Origin of the sequence: Caenispirillum salinarum AK4 (assembly GCF_000315795.1) — a bacterium.
GTDB lineage: Bacteria > Pseudomonadota > Alphaproteobacteria > Rhodospirillales > Rhodospirillaceae > Caenispirillum > Caenispirillum salinarum.
The window spans coordinates 25,139-44,348 of the sequence record NZ_ANHY01000017.1 but is presented as its reverse complement, the minus strand read 5'-3'; the positions used below and the strand labels follow the sequence as shown (position 1 = coordinate 44,348).

Here is a 19,210-nt window from a genome sequence, read left to right as displayed (position 1 = left end):
CCGCCATGAGTACCCGCCCCGCCCTCGCCTCCTCCGCACCGCCCGCCGACGCGCCGCGTCCGTCGCGGCGCTCGCGGCATGGCGACACGCGGGAGGATCGCGAGGCGGCCATCGTGGATGCCGGGCTGGACCTGTTCCTGGAGAAAGGCTTCGCCGCCACCAAGGTCGACGAGGTCGCCCGCCGGGCCGGCGTCGCCAAGGGCACGGTCTACCTGTATTTCCCCAGCAAGGACGACCTGTTCCACGCCGTCGTCCGCCGCTCCGTCGAGCCATTGATCGACGTGGTGGAGGACCTGGCCCACGATCCCGACGCCCCGGCTTCCGACGTGCTCACGCGCGTCTTCAAGGCCCTCTACGCAGAGGTGGTCGCCACCGACCGGCGCGAGGTTCTGCGCCTCATCATCGCCGAGGGCGGGCGGTTTCCCAAGCTCGCGGCCTACTACCACACCGCCGTCGTGCGGCGCGGCGGCGCGGCGTTGCGGAGCCTGGTCGCCGAGGCCGTCGAACGCGGCGAGTTCCGCGACGGACCCGCCGCGCAACGGCCGGAAGTCATCATGGGCCCGGCCCTGCTCGCCCTGGTCTGGACGCTGGTCTTCCAGGAGATCGACCCGCTGGACCTGGACGAAATTCTCGCGGCACACATCGACCTTGTCCTGAACGGCGTAAAAGCCTCAGCCTGACCCGAACCCGTTCACCCGAAGCACGAAAGCGCACAGCCGATGTCCACCGTTCTCAACACCTACCGCAACGGCGTCGATGATCGAGGCCACTTCGGCCTGTTCGGCGGGCGCTACGTGGCCGAAACGCTCATGCCACTCATCCTGGAGCTGGAGAAGGCCTACAACGAGGCCAAGGACGACCCCGAGTTCCACAAGGAACTGGACGGCCTGCTGACCCACTACGTCGGCCGCCCCAGCCCGCTGTACTTCGCCAAGCGCATGACGGAGCAGTGCGGCGGCGCCAAGATCTACTTCAAGCGCGAGGACCTGAACCACACCGGCGCGCACAAGATCAACAACTGCATGGGCCAGATCCTGCTCGCCCGCCGCATGGGCAAGACCCGCATCATCGCCGAGACGGGCGCCGGCCAGCACGGCGTCGCCACCGCCACCGTCTGCGCGCTGTTCGGCATGAAGTGCGTCATCTACATGGGCGAGACGGACATCGCCCGGCAGGCGCCCAACGTCTTCCGCATGAAGCTGCTGGGGGCGGAGGTGGTGCCCGTCGTGTCCGGCTCGCGCACGCTGAAGGATGCCATGAACGAGGCCCTGCGCGACTGGGTGACCAACGTCCACGACACCTTCTACATCATCGGCACCGTCGCCGGCCCGCACCCCTACCCGACGCTGGTGCGCGACTTCCAGTGCGTCATCGGCGAGGAGACCAGGCGCCAGGTGCAGGAGCTTGAGGGCCGCCTGCCCGACAGCCTGGTGGCCTGCGTCGGCGGCGGCTCCAACGCCATGGGCCTGTTCCACCCGTTCCTGGACGACAAGGACGTGCGCATCATCGGCGTGGAGGCCGCCGGCCACGGCGTGAACACCGAAAAGCACGCCGCCAGCCTGACCGGCGGCCGCCCCGGCGTCCTGCACGGCAACCGGACCTATCTGCTCCAGGACGACGACGGCCAGATCACCGAGGCGCACTCCATCTCCGCCGGCCTGGACTACCCCGGCATCGGCCCGGAACACGCCTGGCTGAAGGATGTGGGGCGCGTTGAATACGTCTCCATCACCGACGACGAGGCCGTGAAGGCCTTCCAGGAGACCACGCGCCTGGAGGGCATCATCCCGGCGCTGGAAAGCAGCCACGCCGTCGCTTATGCCATGAAGCTCGCCCCGACCCTGCCCCAGGACCACATCATGGTGGTCAACATGAGCGGGCGCGGCGACAAGGACGTCAACACCATCGCCCAGGCCATGGGCACCGATATGGGAGGTTCCCTGTGACCGCCGCTGTTTCGACCTCCACCACCGACACCACAGCCGCCCAGCGCGACCGCCTGACCGAGCGCTTCGCCAAGCTGAAGGCCGAAAACCGGGGCGGACTGGTGATCTACACCATGGCCGGCGACCCCGACCGCGACAGCGCGCTCAAGCTGATGAAGGGCCTGCCGGAGGCCGGGGCCGACGTGATCGAGCTGGGAATGCCGTTCTCCGACCCCATGGCCGACGGCCCGGCGATTCAGGCCGCCGCCCTGCGGTCGCTGGCCGGCGGCATGACGCTGACCGGCACGCTGGACACCCTGGCCGCCTTCCGCGAGGGCGACGACGACACGCCCGTGGTGCTGATGGGCTACTACAACCCCATCTACCAGTACGGCGTGGAGCGATTTGCCGCCAAGGCGCGGGAGGCGGGGGCCGACGGCCTCATCATCGTCGACCTGCCGCCGGAAGAGGCGCCGGAGCTGAACGAGCACCTGGACGCCCACGGCATCCATCTCATCTTCCTGACCACGCCGACCACCAAGGCCGAGCGCCTGCCCATGGTGCTGCGCGAGGCCGGCGGGTTCCTCTATTACGTGTCGATCACCGGCATCACCGGGTCGGCCTCGGCCGTTGAGGACGAGGTGGCGGCCGCCATCGCCGATCTTCGCTCGTCCACCGACCTGCCCATCGCCGTCGGCTTCGGCATCAAGACGCCCGAGCAGGCCGCCGGCATGGCGCGCATCGCCGATGCCGCCGTGGTGGGCTCGGCGGTGGTCAACAAGGTGGCGGAGAACCTGGGCGATCCGCCGGCTGCCGTCGATGCCGCGCTCGCGCTGGTCAAACAGCTTTCGGAAAGCGTGCGTGCGGCGCGCGCCTGAGGTATAAGGCGCGTTTCAAACCCACGGCGAATCCAACCGGAAGACGCGATGAACTGGCTGACCAACTTCGTCCGCCCCAAGATCCAGCAGCTTGTGCGCCCCAAGGAGGTGCCCGAGAACCTGTGGAAGAAGTGCCCCGCCTGCGGGCAGATGATCTTCCACCGCGAGCTGGAGAAAAACCTGGAGGTCTGCACCCACTGCGACCACCACATGCGCCTCCCGGTCAAGAAGCGGCTGGAAGCCCTGTTCGACGACGGCGAGTACAAGCGGATCGAACTGCCCAAGGCGCCCGAGGACCCGCTGAAGTTCCGTGACCTGAAGCGGTACAACGACCGCATCAAGGACGCCCGCCACAAGACCGGCGAGCAGGACGCGATCATCGTCGCCCATGGCTCGGTCGGCGGCGTGCGCGCCGTGATCGCGGCCTTCGACTTCTCGTTCATGGGCGGGTCCATGGGTGTTGCCGTCGGCGAGGGCATCGTCGCCGCCGCCGAACTGGCCGTGCTGCAGGATGCGCCGTTGATCGTCATCCCGGCCTCGGGCGGCGCGCGCATGCAGGAAGGCATCCTGTCGCTCATGCAGATGGCGCGGACCACGGTTGCCGTCGACAAGGTGAAGGACGCGGGCCTGCCCTACATCGTGCTGCTGACCGACCCCACCACCGGCGGCGTCACGGCCAGCTTCGCCATGCTGGGCGACATCCACGTCTCCGAGCCCGGCGCGGTAATCGGCTTCGCCGGGGCCCGCGTGATCGAGAGCACCATCCGCGAAACCCTGCCCGAGGGCTTCCAGCGCGCCGAGTACCTGCGCGAGCACGGCATGGTGGACACGGTGGTGCACCGCCACCACCTGAAGGACAAGCTGGCGAACATACTGAACCTGCTCATCAACCGCGGACCCGCCGGTCAGGTGGTGCCGTTCGAGCGCAAGGGCGTGTTCGGCGCCGGCGAGACCACGACGGCCGAGACCAAGCCCGCCGGCAAGCCCGAGCCCACGCCCGCGGCCAGGCCGGCGCCGGCGGCGCCGGCCGCCAAGGCCCAGCCCACCAAGGCGCCGGACGAGGAAGTGGCCGAAACCGCCGCGCCCGCCGACGAGGACGCCCGCCCCATCGACGCCGCGCCGGCCGAGGCTCCGAAGAAGGAGCCCGCCGAGACCGGCGAGCCGTCCGAACCGAAGAAGGGCTGACCGCCTCCATGACGCACCAGGGCCGCCGCCCGGACGCCGTGCTGGACCGCCTGCTGGCGCTGCACCCCAAGGTCATCGACCTGTCGCTGGACCGGGTTTGGCGCCTGCTGGCGGCCTTCGACCATCCCGAACGCCGCGTGCCGCCGGTCATCCACCTGGCCGGCACCAACGGCAAGGGCTCCACGCTCGCGTTCCTGCGCGCGATGGCCGAGGCCGGCGACAGGCGTGTCCACGCCTACACCAGCCCGCATCTGGTGCGCTTCCGCGAGCGCATCCGGCTGGCGGGTGCCCTGATTTCCGAAGAAGCGCTGACCGACCTGCTGGAAGAGGCGGAACGGGTCAACGGCACCGATCCCATCACCTTCTTCGAGATCACCACCGTCGCCGCCTTCGTCGCCTTCACCCGCACGCCGGCCGACTTGCTGCTTCTGGAAACAGGCCTGGGCGGACGGCTGGACGCCACCAACGTGGTGGACAGGCCGCTGGCCACGGTGCTCACCCCCATCGACCTGGACCACCAGAAGTTCCTGGGCGACACCATCGCGGCCATCGCGACGGAAAAGGCCCACATCATGAAGCCCGGCGTGCCCTGCGTGGTCGCCCGCCAGCCGCTGGAGGCGATGGCGGTCATCGACGCCCACGCCAGGGAAATCGGCGCGCCGCTGATCGTGGAGGACCGCCACTGGTCGGTCGCGCGCGAGGATGACGGGTCCTTGCGCTTCCGCATGGAGGGCGTGGACCTGCACTGCCCGTGGCCGGGCCTGGCAGGGCCGCACCAGTATGCCAATGCGGGCGCCGCGCTCGCCGCCGCACATGCCGCCGGTCTCGGTCTTTCCGACGGCGCCCTGGGGCGCGGCGTGGCCGGGGCATCCTGGCCCGCCCGCCTGCAACGCCTGACGCGCGGCCCGCTGGTCGACCTGCTGCCCGAGGGGTGGGAACTGTGGCTGGACGGCGGCCACAACCCCTCGGCCGGCCACTGCCTCGCCCAGGCGGCCGATGCTTGGCGCGACAAGCCGCTGGCCGCCGTCTGCGGCATGATGGTCGACAAGGATACCGCTGGTTTCCTGGGCCCGCTGGCGCCGCACCTTGCGGCCCTGCGCGCCGTAGACATCCCCGGCGAGCCCAACGCCAAGCCGGCGGATGCTCTGATCCAGGCCCTTCCCCTGCCCCACGCCGACGTGGCGGCGGCACCCGGCGGCGTGGAGGAGGCTGTGCGCGACCTGGTGGGCCGCGTGCCGGGGCCGGCGCGGGTGCTCATCTGCGGATCGCTGTACCTGGCGGGGTCTGTGCTGGCGGATAACGACTGAGGGCGGTTCCTGCGCTCGAGCGTACTGAGAAACCGCATCCTCGGGCTTCGTCGCCGCGCGCCGAAGGATGCGGCCGTTGAAGGATGGATTCCCGCTTTCGCGGGAATGGCGGGGCACCGAAGTTTCCTTTTCCGTCGAATTGCTCCACCACCCAGCAAAGAGGTCGGTCGGGACATTGGCTGGTTGCCGGCAGAGATGCCGCAAGGGCGAGGACGGAATGCGCAGGCCTCTGCTTTCACAGGGGTGACGGTTCTTTCAAGTTATTGCTCTAAAATATGAAAACGACCGTGATTCCTGCGAAAAGCAGGAATCCACTTCCGCTGCTCGCCATCCCGCCGCGCTCCATTTCGTCTGGAGCCGTAACATGCCCCCGGCCGCGCGCGTTACCCTCTGGTGGCGATCCTTCAGCGGTAGGAGACCAGCATGGCGCGGCCCCTCTCGGTCCTGGCCCTGAGCCTTTTTGCGGCGGCAACACCGGCCCTGGCGGAGGACGCGCCGGCGCCCGAATGTCCGACGGCGCCCCAGGCGCTGGCCGACCACGCTACCGCGCCCCGTCACGTCATTCCCGAGAGCCTCGCCAGCGCCTTTCCCTCGCGGGAGCTTGTGACCGACCTGATCACCTGGATCGGCGAGAACACCGCCTACGACATCGCGGACGCCCTGGCCGACCCGCCGGCGATCAGCCTGTGCAGCCCCGGCACGTCCATCGACTACGAGGGCCGCATCGTGCTGGTGGACGAGAAACTGCGCGCCGCCTACGACATGGAGGCCCGGCACATCTTTCTCGTGCGGCCGTGGTCGGCGGACGATCCCATGCACGTCTCGTCGCTGCTGCACGAACTGATCCACCACGTCCAGTGGACGCGGCGCACCTGGGACTGCATGTACGAGCCGGAGTGGCAGGCCTACAAACTGCAGGACAAATGGCTGAAGGAACGTGGCGTCGACGCGGGCTTCGACTGGTTCTTCATCTTCGCCATCTCGCGCTGTCAGCCGAACGTGCATCCAGGGCTAGAAAAGGCGCCCGACTGAGGGGGCCCGACCGTGCGGACTAAGGTCCGCACCGTCGGGCCGGGCATCAGGATGCCCTACCGGTTGTTCAACTGCGCGCGGACGGATCGGCGTCCCATCTCGGAGATGCGATACGGCGACGATGCCCTGGACTCCACCAGGCGCTTGCGCCGCAGCTTCTGGAAGACGTCCAGCGTGCAATCGGCCAACACATGGCCGTCGCGGCTGTAGCAGAGGACGTCGCGGATACGGCCGTTTTCGGCCCGGTCATGGCGGATGTGCCCGCCCTGCGCCAGCACGTGCAGAACGCGCTGTTCGCTGCGTGAGATGTTCATGGGAAAACCTGTGACTTGACATGCGCGGGCGCCGCCGCCCGGCATGAAGACCCGGGCGGGCGAAGGCCACTGAATGTCTCGCTTCAATCGAGACGGTCAGCGCGCGGTCACAAGCTCCAACATAAAACCATCCGCTGAGGATTAGGACGGGAGGACTTAAGCACCGCCTCCCGCCCCAGTCAAGCCGCCATGGCTGGCGCCTACTTCTCCCCGTCCAGGCGCCGTTCCAGCGCCTCGCAGTAGGTTTCCAGCGCCTTCACGCGGGCGAACCGCTTGTCGTTGCCCTCGACCAGCGTCCAGGGGCAGGCATGAGTGGAGGTGCGCTCCACCATCTCGTTGACCGCCGCCTCGTAGTCGCCCCACTTCTCGCGGTTGCGCCAGTCCTCGTCCGTCAGCTTCCAGCGCTTGTAGGGCGTTTCCTCACGCTTCTTGAAGCGGGCCAGTTGTTCCTCGGGGGTGACGTGAAACCAGTATTTCACCAGCACCGATCCGTGTTCGACCAGCTGTTCCTCGAAGTCGCGGATTTCCGAATACGCCCGCTTCCATTCCTCCTGCGTGGCGAATCCCTCCACGCGCTCCACGAGGACGCGGCCGTACCAGCTTCGGTCATAGATGGTGGTGCGGCCGGCGCGCGACAGGTGCCGCCAGAAGCGCCACAGGTAGTGGTGGTCACGCTCCTCGTCCGTCGGCGCCGCGACCGGAATCACCTGGTAGTCGCGGGCGTCCAGACCGGCGGTCACGCGCCGGATGGCGCCCCCCTTGCCGGCGGCGTCCCAGCCCTCTAACACCAGGATGGAACTGATGCCCTTGGCCTTGGCCGCGCGGTACAAGCCGTTCAGCCGCGCCCGCCCCTTCTGCAGGCGGGCGCTGTATTCCTTTTTGGAGAGGCTCTTGTCCATGTCGAGCGCGGTGAGGATGGACGGCAGGCGCGACAGGATCTGCCGTCCGCTGGCGTGTTCCACGTCGGCGCCGGCCTCGACGGCGGCCTGCTCCACCTGCTCTTCCTGCTTCTTCTGCTTGGCGTCGAGCGTATGGACCAGCTTGTTGCGCATCTTCTGCGCCTCCAGGTGGCGCAGGGCGGCGTCGCGGATGGCGGTCAGCACCGTCAGGGAGCGATAGCGGTTGTCCGAGCCTTCCACGATCTGCCACGGCGCGTGGGCCACGCTGGTCTGAACGATCAGGCGCTCCGAGGCCTCGATGAAGTCCTCGTACATCTCCCAATGGGTCCAGTCGCGCTCGGTGACGCGCCAGGACTCGTTGGGGTCCTTCTCCAGGGTCTTGAGGCGCTTTTTCTGCTCCTTCTTGCCCAGGTGCATCCAGAACTTCAGGATCAGCGCGCCGTCGTCGGCCAGTTCCTTCTCGAAGGCGGCGATGCGCGACAGGCGCTCGTCGAAGCGGGCGTCGTCAATCTGGCCGTAGGCGCGCTCCAGCAGCGGCTGCGAGTACCACGGGCTGAGAAACAGGCCGATGCGCCCGCGCGGCGGCAGGTCGCGCCAGTAGCGCCAGAAGTGCGGCCGCTCGCGCTCCTCGTCGCTGGGCTGGCCGTAGGCCCGCGTGACGATCCAGCGCGGGTCCATCCACTCGTTCAGGAGGTTGATGGTTTCCGACTTGCCGGCGCCGTCCACGCCGGCGAAGATGACGATGACGGGGAAATCCGCCGCCCGCAGCTTCTGCTGCAGTTCTATCAGCTCGATCCGCAACGGCCCGGCGACGACGTCGAAATCCTCTTTGGAGACCGTGCGGCCCAACTCGGCGGTCCTGAACATTCCCCACTCCCGTCATGCGTTTGTCATGCGCACAGAGTACCGCGTTCCCGCCCCGGCGCAATGCCTTAAACCCCTGTTATGCCTGAGGTTATGGCCCGGGGCATAGGCGACCTACGACCAGGCGGCAAAGGCCTGGGCGGGCCTACCCTTCAATGGTGCTGGATTCGCGGGGTCTTCTGTGAGAAACGATAGGACCCGTTTTTCCCCGCCGCACGTTGAGCGGTGAGACATCGACCGGCCGAACCATGGCCGACAGGACATTTCAGACGGAGGAAGTTATGGCAGTTCGCGTTGCGATTAACGGTTTCGGTCGCATTGGCCGCCTGGTGCTGCGGGCCCTCATCGAATCCGGCCGCTCGGACGTCGAGGTGGTCGCCATCAACGACCTGGGTTCGGCCGAGGCCAATGCGCACCTGCTGAAGTACGACTCCGTTCACGGCATCCTGCCGGCCGAGGTTTCGGTCGAGGGCGACAGCATGGTCATCGGCGGCACCTCCATCAAGGTCATCGCCGAGCGCGACCCCTCCAAGCTGCCCTGGAAGGACCTGAACGTCGACATCGTGGCCGAGTGCACCGGCATCTTCTCCGACGCCGAGAAGGCGAAGGTCCACCTGGACGCCGGCGCCAAGCGCGTGCTGGTTTCCGCCCCGTCCAAGGGTGCGGACATGACGGTGGTCTACGGCGTGAACCACGAGGACCTGACGGCCGATCACAAGATCGTCTCCAACGCTTCGTGCACCACCAACTGCCTGGCGCCGGTCGCCTGGGTGCTGAACGACAAGTTCGGCCTGGACCACGGCTTCATGACCACCATCCACGCCTACACCGGCGACCAGAACACGGTGGACAGCCTGCACAAGGACCTGCACCGCGCCCGCGCCGCCGGCATGTCCATGATCCCGACCTCCACGGGTGCCGCCAAGGCCGTCGGCCTGGTGCTGCCGGAGCTGAAGGGCAAGCTGGACGGCGTGGCCATCCGCGTGCCGACCGCCAACGTCTCGCTGGTGGACCTGAAGGCCGTGCTGAAGACCAAGGTCACCGCCGAGCAGGTGAACGACGCCATGAAGGAAGCCGCCAACGGCAAGCTGAAGGGCGTGCTGGGCATCAACGAGCTGCCGCTGGTGTCCATCGACTTCAACCACAACCCCAACAGCTCCACCTTCGACGCCGACGGCACCAAGGTGCTGGAGGACAACTTCGTCCGCGTCATGTCCTGGTACGACAACGAGTGGGGCTTCTCCAACCGCATGCTCGACACCGCCGTGGTGATGGGCAAGCTGCTCTAAGCGGCGGCCACGCCCTTCATATGTGACGGACCCAGGCCGCCCCCGCCCACGCACCCCGTGGCGGGGGCGGTCGTTCGTCAGAGATACGCGGGAGCGCTTTTCGGTCGCCGGCGAGCGAAAAGTGCGAATAGGGTCCCGACCGGGACCCCGCGCCGGTCAGGCGCGTGAGCCTGCGTGGCGCTTGAACGCAGCCCTGGCTTGCCAGGGCGTATACAGCTTCGAGGACCTCCCCCATGGCCGACTTCAAGACCATCGACGACATCGACGTCTCCGGCAAGCGCGTGCTGGTGCGCTCGGACCTCAACGTTCCCATGAAGGACGGCAAGGTCACCGACACCACCCGCATCGACCGGTCCTGCGACACCATCCGTGACCTGACCGCCAAGGGCGCCAAAGTGGTGGTCGTGTCCCACTTCGGCCGGCCCAAGGGCAAGCGGGTGCCGGAGATGAGCCTCAAGCCCGTGGCCGAGGCGCTGGGCCAGGCGCTCGGCACGTCCGTCGCCTTCGCCGACGACTGCGTCGGCCCGGCTGCCGAAACCGTTGTGAACGGCCTGGCCTCCGGCGAGGTGGCACTGCTGGAGAACCTGCGCTTTCACGCCGAGGAAGAAAAGAACGATCCCGCTTTCGCCCGCAATCTGGCGGAACTGGCGGACGTCTACGTCAACGACGCGTTTTCCACCGCCCACCGCGCCCACGCCTCCACCGAAGCGGTCGCCAACCTGCTGCCGTCGGCCGCCGGCCGGCTGATGCAGGCGGAGCTGGAGGCCCTGACCAAGGCCCTGCAGAAGCCGGAACGCCCGGCCGCGGCCCTGGTCGGCGGCGCCAAGATCTCCACCAAGCTCGACGTCCTCGGCAACCTGGTGGAAAAGGTGGACATGATCGTCATCGGCGGCGGCATGGCCAACACCTTCCTGTTCGCCAAGGGCATCGAGATCGGCAAGAGCCTGTGCGAGTCCGACATGGCCGGCACCGCGCGCGAGATCATGGAGAAGGCCGAAAAGGCGGGCTGCGAGATCGTGCTGCCCACCGACGTGGTGGTCGCCGACAAGTTCGAGGAAGGCGCGGCCAACGAAACCGTCCCCGCCGATGCCGTGCCGGCCGACAAGATGATCCTGGACATCGGCCCGGACAGCGTCGAAGCCCTGAAGAAGAAGCTGGCCGACTGCAAGACGCTGGTGTGGAACGGTCCGCTGGGCGCCTTCGAGATCAAGCCCTTCGACGCCGCCACCAACGCCGTCGCCCAGGAAGCGGCCAAGCTCACCAAGGCCGGCAGCCTGCTGACGGTCGCCGGCGGCGGCGACACGGTCTCCGCCCTGGCGAACGCGGGCGTGGAGGGTCAGTTCTCCTATGTCTCCACGGCCGGCGGCGCCTTCCTGGAGTGGATGGAGGGCAAGACACTGCCCGGCGTCGCCGCGCTGGAAGACTAAGGACCCCGGTCTTCCCGGATCGGAAAGGGCCGCTTCGTCATGAAGCGGCCCTTTTCCTTGAAGCCTGCCGGGGCGGGCAGCCCCTCACCCCGCCGCGCCTAGCGCCTTGGCGTGGTGGCGCAAGTGGTCTTCGATGAACGTGGCGATGAAGTAGTAGCTGTGGTCGTAGCCCGGCTGCATGCGCAGCGTCACGGGATAGCCCGCCGCCTCTGCCGCGTGCTTCAGGACCTCGGGCCGCAACTGCGTTTCCAGGAACGTGTCCCGGTCGCCCTGGTCGATCAGCGTCGGCAGGTGCTCCCTGGCCTCCGCCAGAAGGGCACTGGCATCCCATTCCCGCCACCGCGCCCGGTCGGCGCCGAGCAGGTGGCCCAGCGCCTTCTCTCCCCAGGGCACCGCCGAAGGGTTGGCGATGGGCGCGAAGGCGGACACCGAGACATACCGCCCCGGATTGCGCAGGGCGCAGACCAGCGCGCCGTGGCCGCCCATCGAATGGCCCGAGATGGCGCGCCCGCCGGTCACCGGAAAATGCCGCTCGACCAGCGCCGGCAGTTCGTTGACCACGTAGTCGTGCATCCGGTAGTGCCGCGACCACGGGGCTTCCGTCGCATCCACATAGAATCCGGCCCCCTTGCCGAAATCCCACCCACCCGCCGGATCGTCGGGGACGTCGTCGCCCCGCGGGCTGGTGTCCGGCGCGACCAGGGCCAGGCCCAGGTCCGCCGCCACGCGCATGGCGCCGGCCTTCTGCATGAAATTCTCTTCCGTGCAGGTCAGGCCGGACAACCAGTAGACGGCGGGCACCGGCGCCCCCTCGGCGGCGTCGGGCGGCAGGAAGACGGCAAAGGTCATGGCGCAGTTCAGCGCCGTGGAACGGTGGGTGTAGCGCTTGTGCCAGCCGCCGAAACACTTGTTCTCGGCGACGATGGACAGCTCCTCGGTCATGCCAGTCCTCCTCAGCGGTCGTACAGGATGACGGAGCGGATGCTTTTGCCCTCGTGCATCAGGTCGAAGGCGCGGTTGATGTCGTTCAGGCCCATGGTGTGGGTGATGAACGTGTCCAGCTCGAAGGCGCCGTTCAGGTAGCGCTCCACGTACTCCGGCAGTTCCGACCGGCCCTTCACCCCGCCGAAGGCCGACCCGCGCCAGACCCGGCCGGTGACCAGTTGGAACGGCCGTGTGCGGATTTCCTCGCCGGCGCCGGCAACGCCGATGATGACGGACTCGCCCCAGCCCTTGTGGCAGCACTCCAGGGCCGAGCGCATGACGTCGACGTTGCCGATGCACTCGAAGCTGTAGTCCACGCCGCCGTCCGTCATCTCCACCAGGACCTCCTGAATGGGACGGTCGTGATCCTTGGGATTCACCACGTCGGTCGCGCCCAGCTGGCGGGCGATCTCGAACTTGTCGGGATTGATGTCGATGCCGATGATGCGTTCGGCCTTGGCCATGACGCTGCCGATGATGGCCGACAGGCCGATGCCGCCCAGGCCGAAAATGGCGACGGTGGAACCCGGCTCTACCTTGGCGGTGTTCTTCACCGCGCCCATGCCGGTGGTGACGCCGCAGCCCAGCAGGCAGACCTTTTCCAGGGGCGCCGCCTTGTTGATCTTGGCCAGCGCGATTTCCGGCAGCACCGTGTATTCCGAAAAGGTGGAGGTGCCCATGTAGTGGAACACGCCCTTTCCGTTGACGGAGAAGCGCGTGGTGCCGTCGGGCATCAGGCCCTTGCCCTGGGTGGCGCGGATCGCCTGGCACAGGTTGGTCTTGCCCGACAGGCAGAACTTGCACTTGCCGCATTCCGGCGTATAGAGCGGAATGACGTGGTCGCCGACCGCGACGGACGTGACGCCCGGCCCGACGTCCTCGACCACGCCGCCGCCCTCGTGCCCCAGGATGGCCGGGAAGATGCCCTCGGGGTCAGCGCCCGACAGGGTGTAGGCGTCGGTATGGCAGACGCCCGTGGCGACGATACGCACCAGAACTTCGCCCTCCTTGGGGGCGGCGACGGTAACGTCTTCGATCTCCAGCGGCTTTCCCGCCTCCCAGGCCACGGCGGCACGAGACTTCAGCATCGGGCAACTCCTCAAGGCTCGATCGTCAAAGTCCGACGATATCACTGCGCCAGGGGTTCGAGTGTTGCGATCCGGCATGATATTGTTGCGCATCTGGGACAATATCAGCGGCGGGAGGCCGCGCATGAACCGCTGGGACGGCATAGACGAGTTCGTCGCGGTGGCGGAGGCGGGAAGCTTCCGCGCCGGAGCGGAGCGCCTGCGCGTTTCGTCGTCACAGGTCAGTCGGCAGGTCGCGGCGCTTGAAAACCGGCTCCAGACGCGCCTTTTCTATCGCACCACCCGCCGCGTCACCCTGACCGACGCCGGCCGCGTCCTGCTGGAGCGGTGCCAGCGCCTGGTGGAGGAGCGCGACGAAGCCCTGCGCGCCGCCGTAGACCGCGAGGAGGGCGAGCCGCGCGGTGTGCTGCGCATGACCTGCGCCGTCTCCTACGGCGAGCGGTTCATCGTTCCGCTGATGAACGCCTTCGTGGAAAAGCACCCGGCGCTTCACCTGGACATCCAGTTGACCAACACGACCATCGACCTGGTGCAGGAACAGGTGGACCTTGCCGTCCGCCTGGGCCGCCTGACGGACTCCGGCATCGTCGCGACGCGGCTGGCGCCCCGGGTGATGCACCTGTGCGCCGCGCCCACCTATCTGGCGCGCAACGGCACGCCCCACAGCCTGTCCGAGATCGCCGGCCATGACTGCCTGGTCGGCACGGCCGAGACCTGGCTGTTCGATGACGGAGGCGGACGGGAAACGCTCGTGCGCCCCGCCGGCCGGTGGCGCTGCAACAGCGGCAGCGCCGTCCTTGACGCCGCCCTGCGCGGCTTCGGCCTCTGCCAGTTGCCCGACTACTATGTGACGGAGCCTATCGCCGCCGGGCGGCTCGTCTCCCTGCTGCCCAACCACCGGCCGCCGCACACCGCCGTGTGGGCGGCCTATCCGCAGCGCCGGCACCTGTCGGCCAAGGTCCGCCTGGCGATCGAGCACCTGAAGGCCGGACTCGCCCGACGGCCGGAGTACGCCCCGCCGCTTCCGGCAGCGCCCGGCGGAGGCCCTCAGGACGCCGCGACCGGCTGACTGTGCGGCGCAAAAAGCAGCTTCACGAAGCTGCGCAGCACCATCACCTGGCGCGGCAGGATATAGTGGTCGCCCATCGCCCGGCCGAGCACCAGCCCGCCCTCCACGATGGCCGAAACCGTATCCGCCAGGTCGTCCAGATCGACCGTCTCGCGCATGGGATAGGTGGCGGCGATGTCCTCCAGCAACGCCCGGAACCGCGCCCGCCAGCCCGCCACGATGCGCCGGTTCAGCGCCCGCACCTCGGCGTCGAACAGGCGCTCCTGATAGCAATAGGTGGCGACCAAGCAGCCCGGATGACCCTCCGGCAGGTCTTCCATCAGCTCGGCGAACAGCTTGAGGCCGACGAGGAACGCGTGCAGCGGGTCGTCGCTCAGCGTCCGCGCCCGGGCGAACAGGTCGTCCAGGATCGCCTCCTCCCGCTCCAGGTAGCGGAGCAGAAGGGCGCGGGCCAGTTCGTTCTTGTCGCGGAAATGATAGAAGAAGCCGTTCTTGGTGATGCCGACGGCGGCGATAAGCTCGTCGATGGAAGTCGCGCCGAAGCCCTTGGCGAGCACCGCCGCCTCGGCGGCTTCCAGGATGCGGTCGCGCGTCGTCTCGCCCTTGCCGACCATGGCGGGGTCCTCCGTGCCATACTGCACCACAGGTCCAGTTTCCCCCGCGCCGGGCGCCCAAGAGGCGCCGCGCAGCGCCACCCTGCCCTCCTAATATACTGATTTTCCGGCCGATCCACACAAGGGATGCGGTGCACCGCGCGTCCAATGGTCGTAGGCACCGGATGGCGCGATCCTGGCGCCATACGAACCGACGAACACCGGAGGACACGTCATGACCGCGCAAACCCGCATCACCACCCTGCCCCAGCTTGCCGGCCGCCCCTTCGTCAGCGACGGCGGCATGGAAACCTGGCTGATCTTCCACGAGAGCATCGAACTGCGCGACTTCGCCGCCTTCGAGCTACTGGCCACGCGCGACGGCCGGGCGACCTTAGAGCGCTGGTATCGCCGGCACGCCGAAATCGCCGCCGCGCACGGTGCGGGCTTCATCTATGAGACGCCCACCTGGCGCGCCAATCGCGACTGGGGCGCGCGACTGGGCTACGACCGCGCCGCGCTGCGCGCCATCAACCGCGACAGCGTCGCCTTCGTCTCCGGTATCCGCGATGCCCTGGCGGCCGAGACCGGACAGCAGGGCGTCGTCAGCGGCTGCATCGGGCCGCGGGGCGACGGCTACATTCCCGGCGACCGCATGGCCAGCGCCGAGGCAGCCGCCTACCACTCTCCGCAGGTGGAGGCCTTCGCCGACGCCGGTGCCGACATGGTCTCGGCCATGACACTGTCCTACGCCGCCGAGGCCGCCGGCATCGCCCATGCCGCCACCGCCGCCGGCATCTCCTGCGCCCTGTCGTTCACCGTGGAGACCGACGGCCGCCTGCCCTCCGGCGAGACCCTGCGCGAGGCCATCGAGGCCGTGGACGCCGAGACAGGCGGGGCAGCCGCCTACTACATGATCAACTGCGCCCACCCCACCCACTTTGCCGAAACCCTGTCCGAGGAAGGCGCGTGGAAGACCCGTATCCGCGGCATCCGCGCCAATGCCTCGCGCATGAGCCACGCCGAACTGGAAGCCTCGGAAACCCTGGACGACGGAGACCCCGAGGACCTGGGCGCCCGCTACAAGGACCTGCACGCCCTGCTGCCGGCGCTGGCCGTGGTGGGCGGCTGCTGCGGAACCGACCATCGGCACGTGGAAGCCGTGGCGCGGGCGTGTCTGTAGAGCGTTCCGGCTGCGCCGGAACATGAATGCGAGGGAGCCACGGGCTCCCTCGCGCTCCCTCGGTTCATTCTTCATTACATAGGCGAAAACCGGGCAAAGAAGATACCGGGAGAATGATTGCGCGCCTTCCCGCGCTGTCTTGGTTTCTTGGTGACTTGGTGGTTCAAAAAGAAAGACCGGGAACGGCGGTCCGCGTTCTCCCGGTCTCTTGGTGTCCTTGGTGGCTATTCTCGAACCACGCCAGGCGCGGCGTACGTCACCCCTGCGCCTTCGCCTCGTTCTCCGGGTGGTATTTGCTCAGCAGCGGCACCAGCGTCAGGCTGAAGAGGATGGTCAGCGGCATGATGCCGAACACCTTGAACTGCACCCAGGTATCGGTGTCGAAGCTGCGCCAGACGATCTCGTTCAGCACCGCCAGCAGGCAGAAGAACCAGGCCCAGCGCCATGTCAGCTTGCGCCAGCCCTCGTCCGTCAGGTGGAAGGCGGCGTCGAAGACGATCTTCAGCACGTTGCGCTTCAATCCCAGCGACACGAACAGCACCGCCGCGAACAGCGCGTTGACGATGGTGGGCTTGAGCTTGATGAACAGGTCGTCCTCCAGCAGCACCGTCAGGCCGCCGAAGCCGATGACGAAAATGCCCGAGATCAGCGGCAGCGCCGGCACCTTGCGCGCGATCAGCCACGAGGCGCTCAAGGCCACCACCGTTGCCACGATGAAGGCGCCGGTGGCGGGAATGATGCCGTACTTGTTGTTGCCGACGAAGAACACCACCAGCGGGCCCACCTCCAGCAGCAGCTTCAGCCACTGGTTCATGGGCTTCTTGCCGGAGGAAGCGGCTTCGGCGGGCTGCTGACCTTCGGTACTCACGCGCGGGTCTCCGTGTCGTCGTCGCTGGCGTCATCGTGATCGCGGTCCGCCGGTCGTCCCCGGAAGCCGGACGCGATCACGTACATTTCCGAGCTTTCCTTGCGGCTGGCCGGCGGCTTGGCGTGGCGCACCGTCTCGCAGAGGCTTTTCATGCGCGTGAGCAGCTCGCCTTCCGTCCCGCCCTGGAACACCTTGCAGACGAAGGTGCCGCCGGGCGCCAGCACGTCCTCGGCGAAGTCCCACGCCAGCTCCAGAAGCGCCATGATGCGCAGGTGGTCGGTCGGCGGATGACCCGTGGTGGGGGCGGCCATGTCCGACAGCACCACGTCGGCCGGGCCGCCCAGGGCCGCCTTCAGCACGTCGGGTGCGTCGGGGTCGTTGAAATCCTTGGTGATGCACGTGGCGCCGGCCACCGTCTCCCACTCCAGGATGTCCAGGCCGACGACGGTGCCGCCGCCCGGCTTCATGGCGTTCACCCGGTCGACGGCGACCTGCGTCCAGCCGCCGGGCGCCGCACCCAGGTCGACCACCTTCTGCCCCGGCTTGAGGAAGTGGAAGCGGTCGTCCAGCTCCAGCAGCTTGAAGGCCGCGCGCGAGCGCAGGCCCAGCGCCCGGGCCTCGGCCACGTAGGGGTCGTTGAGCTGGCGCTGCAGCCAGCGGGTGGATGAATTCTTGCGGCCGCGCGCGGACTTCACCTTGACCGTCAGCTGACGGTTGCCGGTGTTGGCGACGGCCCCGCTGCCGGAGCGCCGGGCGCGTCCGGAAGCGGCAGACGGCTTCTTGGCCATGATCTCTTAAGCAACCTCCATGGCATCGACCCGCATGAGGTCGAGCAACATGCCTTCGCGCAGGCCCCGGTCGGCGACGCGCAGGCGCCCCACCGGCCACAGCTCGCACAGGCCTTCCAGTATGGCGCAGCCCGACAACACAAGGTCGGCACGCTCGCGGCCGACGCAGGGGTGCTGGGCGCGCTCCCGCAGGGTCATGGTGGACAGCCGGCGGCTGACCTCCACGATGTCGTTGAAGTCGATGGTGATGCCGTCCACCAGCGACCGGTCGTAACGCTTGAGCCCCAGGTGCACGCCGCCCAGCGTGGTGACGGTGCCCGAGGTGCCTAGCATCTGCACTTCGCCGTGACGGACGCGGTCGCCCAGGGCGTGCTGCAGGTCGAAGGGCCGCAGCAACTGCACGATGCGGTCCTTCACGGCGTCATATGTGCGCTGGCAGAGATCGCCGCCACCACATTCCTCGGCGACGGTCACCACGCCCAGCGGCAGGCTGGCCAGACCCTGGACGGACAACTCCCCGGCAGGGTCCATCTCCACCCACAGAAGCTCGGTGGAGCCGCCGCCGATGTCGAACACCAGGGCGTAGGGTATGTCCGGGTCCAGCAGCGGCGCGCAGCCGCCCAGGGCCAGGCGGGCCTCCTCGGCCGGGGTGATGGTCTCAAGGCGCAAGCCGGTGCGGTCCCGCACCTCCTGCACGAAGGCGCGTCCGTTGGCGGCCCTGCGGCAGGCCTCGGTGGCGACGGTGCGGGCGGCGGTGACGCCGCGCCGGCGCATCTTCTCGGCGCACAGTCCAAGCGCGTCGATGGTGCGGTCCATGGCCAGGCGCGAGAGCTTGCCCGATCCGGCCAGCCCCTCGCCCAGGCGGGTGATCCGGGAAAAACTGTCGATGACGCGAAAGCCTTCGGCACTGGGCCGGGCGACGAGCATGCGGCAGTTGTTGGTCCCCAGATCGATGGCCGCGTAGATGCCGTTGTGCGGGCCGTCCTGCGGCCCCGGCTGGGCGCCGCCGCGGGTCCGGACCGCATCGCCACCGCGCCGCGCCGCCGCGCCGCCGGGCGGAGCGCCGGCGATGGGGGTGTCAGCGCGTGTCGCAACCACGGGTTCGATCAACCTTTCTCAATCGGCCGCCGCGGGCGTGCTGGTCGACGGCGGAGCGGGCCTGGCCTCTCCCGAAGCGATCCGAACGGGGCCGGCTCCGCCTCCTATGTCTGATCCTGCGCGCCGCCTGGCGGCATGGTTTCCACTTGGTCTCTAACTTATCGCACGCCGCAGCCCGATGAAACCCCGCCGCAGGGGGCAGATGCCCCGGGGCGGGCGCAGGAGCTGAAATTTTTTCAACACAAAGGCCTTTACACCGCCGGAACAGGGTGTTACATACGCGGCCTCTCGAGGGGAAACGCCCCGCGCCACGGCGCTTCCGGCCCTCTCGGAGCCATCCCTGATGGGGGATAGTTTAATGGTAGAACAGCGGACTCTGACTCCGTTAGTCCAGGTTCGAGTCCTGGTCCCCCAGCCAA

At 68.1% G+C, this 19,210-nt stretch carries 18 protein-coding genes and 1 tRNA gene; 11 read left to right on the top strand and 8 right to left on the bottom strand.

What is annotated here, in order from left to right:
• Window positions 1–5 precede the first annotated feature (5 nt).
• The 6 genes from C882_RS16175 (at window position 6) to C882_RS23425 (ending at window position 6,327) form a co-directional block, all read left to right on the top strand.
• Window positions 6–680 carry a TetR/AcrR family transcriptional regulator gene (locus tag C882_RS16175; RefSeq protein ID WP_009541722.1) on the top strand — a complete coding sequence of 225 codons (675 nt, stop codon included), beginning with the start codon at window positions 6–8 and terminating at the stop codon, window positions 678–680.
• A 39-nt stretch (window positions 681–719) separates the two neighbouring features.
• Window positions 720–1,946, top strand: a complete 1,227-nt coding sequence (gene trpB / locus C882_RS16170) for a tryptophan synthase subunit beta (protein ID WP_009541721.1) — start codon at window positions 720–722, stop codon at window positions 1,944–1,946.
• A complete protein-coding gene (trpA, locus tag C882_RS16165) occupies window positions 1,943–2,803 on the top strand; it encodes a tryptophan synthase subunit alpha (protein ID WP_009541720.1) in 861 nt (286 codons plus the stop codon). The genes trpB and trpA overlap by 4 nt, the downstream gene beginning before the upstream one ends.
• A gap of 48 nt (window positions 2,804–2,851) precedes the next feature.
• Window positions 2,852–3,988 carry an acetyl-CoA carboxylase, carboxyltransferase subunit beta gene (accD, locus tag C882_RS16160; protein ID WP_009541719.1) on the top strand — a complete coding sequence of 379 codons (1,137 nt, stop codon included), beginning with the start codon at window positions 2,852–2,854 and terminating at the stop codon, window positions 3,986–3,988.
• Window positions 3,989–3,996: 8 nt separating this feature from the next.
• Window positions 3,997–5,295, top strand: a complete 1,299-nt coding sequence (locus tag C882_RS16155) for a bifunctional folylpolyglutamate synthase/dihydrofolate synthase (RefSeq protein WP_009541718.1) — start codon at window positions 3,997–3,999, stop codon at window positions 5,293–5,295.
• Between the two features lie 423 nt (window positions 5,296–5,718).
• Complete coding sequence (locus C882_RS23425) at window positions 5,719–6,327, top strand: DUF6647 family protein (protein ID WP_009541717.1); 609 nt, start codon at window positions 5,719–5,721, stop codon at window positions 6,325–6,327.
• A 56-nt stretch (window positions 6,328–6,383) separates the two neighbouring features.
• On the opposite strand, the gene C882_RS16145 is transcribed toward C882_RS23425, so the two are convergent.
• A complete protein-coding gene (locus C882_RS16145) occupies window positions 6,384–6,641 on the bottom strand; it encodes a YjhX family toxin (RefSeq protein WP_009541716.1) in 258 nt (85 codons plus the stop codon).
• 200 nt (window positions 6,642–6,841) lie between these two features.
• Complete coding sequence (pap, locus tag C882_RS16140) at window positions 6,842–8,407, bottom strand: polyphosphate:AMP phosphotransferase (RefSeq protein ID WP_009541715.1); 1,566 nt, start codon at window positions 8,405–8,407, stop codon at window positions 6,842–6,844.
• A gap of 278 nt (window positions 8,408–8,685) precedes the next feature.
• Here pap and gap point away from each other — a divergent pair, with 278 nt between their 5' ends.
• Together gap and C882_RS16130 are read left to right on the top strand one after the other, a co-directional pair.
• Window positions 8,686–9,693, top strand: coding sequence for a type I glyceraldehyde-3-phosphate dehydrogenase (gap, locus tag C882_RS16135; protein WP_043646049.1), 1,008 nt, complete (start codon window positions 8,686–8,688; stop codon window positions 9,691–9,693).
• A 233-nt stretch (window positions 9,694–9,926) separates the two neighbouring features.
• Complete coding sequence (locus C882_RS16130) at window positions 9,927–11,120, top strand: phosphoglycerate kinase (protein ID WP_009541713.1); 1,194 nt, start codon at window positions 9,927–9,929, stop codon at window positions 11,118–11,120.
• 84 nt (window positions 11,121–11,204) lie between these two features.
• Here C882_RS16130 and fghA read toward each other — a convergent pair whose 3' ends face one another.
• Together fghA and C882_RS16120 are read right to left on the bottom strand one after the other, a co-directional pair.
• Window positions 11,205–12,062, bottom strand: coding sequence for an S-formylglutathione hydrolase (fghA, locus tag C882_RS16125; protein ID WP_009541712.1), 858 nt, complete (start codon window positions 12,060–12,062; stop codon window positions 11,205–11,207).
• A gap of 11 nt (window positions 12,063–12,073) precedes the next feature.
• Window positions 12,074–13,189 (bottom strand): S-(hydroxymethyl)glutathione dehydrogenase/class III alcohol dehydrogenase, encoded by a 1,116-nt coding sequence (locus C882_RS16120; protein ID WP_201448387.1) that lies wholly within the window; start codon window positions 13,187–13,189, stop codon window positions 12,074–12,076.
• A 127-nt stretch (window positions 13,190–13,316) separates the two neighbouring features.
• Between C882_RS16120 and C882_RS16115 the strand changes: the two genes are divergently transcribed.
• Entirely contained in the window at window positions 13,317–14,261 is a 945-nt protein-coding gene (locus C882_RS16115) for a LysR family transcriptional regulator (RefSeq protein WP_009541710.1), read from the top strand.
• On the opposite strand, the gene C882_RS16110 is transcribed toward C882_RS16115, so the two are convergent.
• Window positions 14,240–14,902 carry a TetR/AcrR family transcriptional regulator gene (locus tag C882_RS16110; RefSeq protein ID WP_236262704.1) on the bottom strand — a complete coding sequence of 221 codons (663 nt, stop codon included), beginning with the start codon at window positions 14,900–14,902 and terminating at the stop codon, window positions 14,240–14,242. The two genes, C882_RS16115 and C882_RS16110, sit on opposite strands and share 22 nt — an antisense overlap.
• A gap of 187 nt (window positions 14,903–15,089) precedes the next feature.
• On the opposite strand from C882_RS16110, the gene C882_RS16105 reads away from it, so the two are divergent.
• Complete coding sequence (locus C882_RS16105) at window positions 15,090–16,037, top strand: homocysteine S-methyltransferase family protein (RefSeq protein ID WP_009541708.1); 948 nt, start codon at window positions 15,090–15,092, stop codon at window positions 16,035–16,037.
• 256 nt (window positions 16,038–16,293) lie between these two features.
• Here the strand turns inward: C882_RS16105 and C882_RS16100 are convergent, their stop codons facing one another.
• The 3 genes from C882_RS16100 to C882_RS16090 are packed head-to-tail and all read right to left on the bottom strand — an operon-like array spanning window position 16,294 to window position 18,791.
• Window positions 16,294–16,905, bottom strand: a complete 612-nt coding sequence (locus C882_RS16100) for a septation protein A (RefSeq protein WP_009541707.1) — start codon at window positions 16,903–16,905, stop codon at window positions 16,294–16,296.
• Entirely contained in the window at window positions 16,902–17,693 is a 792-nt protein-coding gene (locus C882_RS16095) for an RlmE family RNA methyltransferase (RefSeq protein ID WP_009541706.1), read from the bottom strand. Before C882_RS16095 ends, C882_RS16100 begins: the two co-directional genes overlap by 4 nt.
• A 6-nt stretch (window positions 17,694–17,699) precedes the next feature.
• Window positions 17,700–18,791 (bottom strand): Ppx/GppA phosphatase family protein, encoded by a 1,092-nt coding sequence (locus tag C882_RS16090; RefSeq protein WP_236262703.1) that lies wholly within the window; start codon window positions 18,789–18,791, stop codon window positions 17,700–17,702.
• A 344-nt stretch (window positions 18,792–19,135) separates the two neighbouring features.
• Between C882_RS16090 and C882_RS16085 the strand changes: the two genes are divergently transcribed.
• Window positions 19,136–19,209: transfer RNA gene (locus C882_RS16085), tRNA-Gln, on the top strand.
• The last annotated feature ends 1 nt before the right edge of the window (window position 19,210 follow it).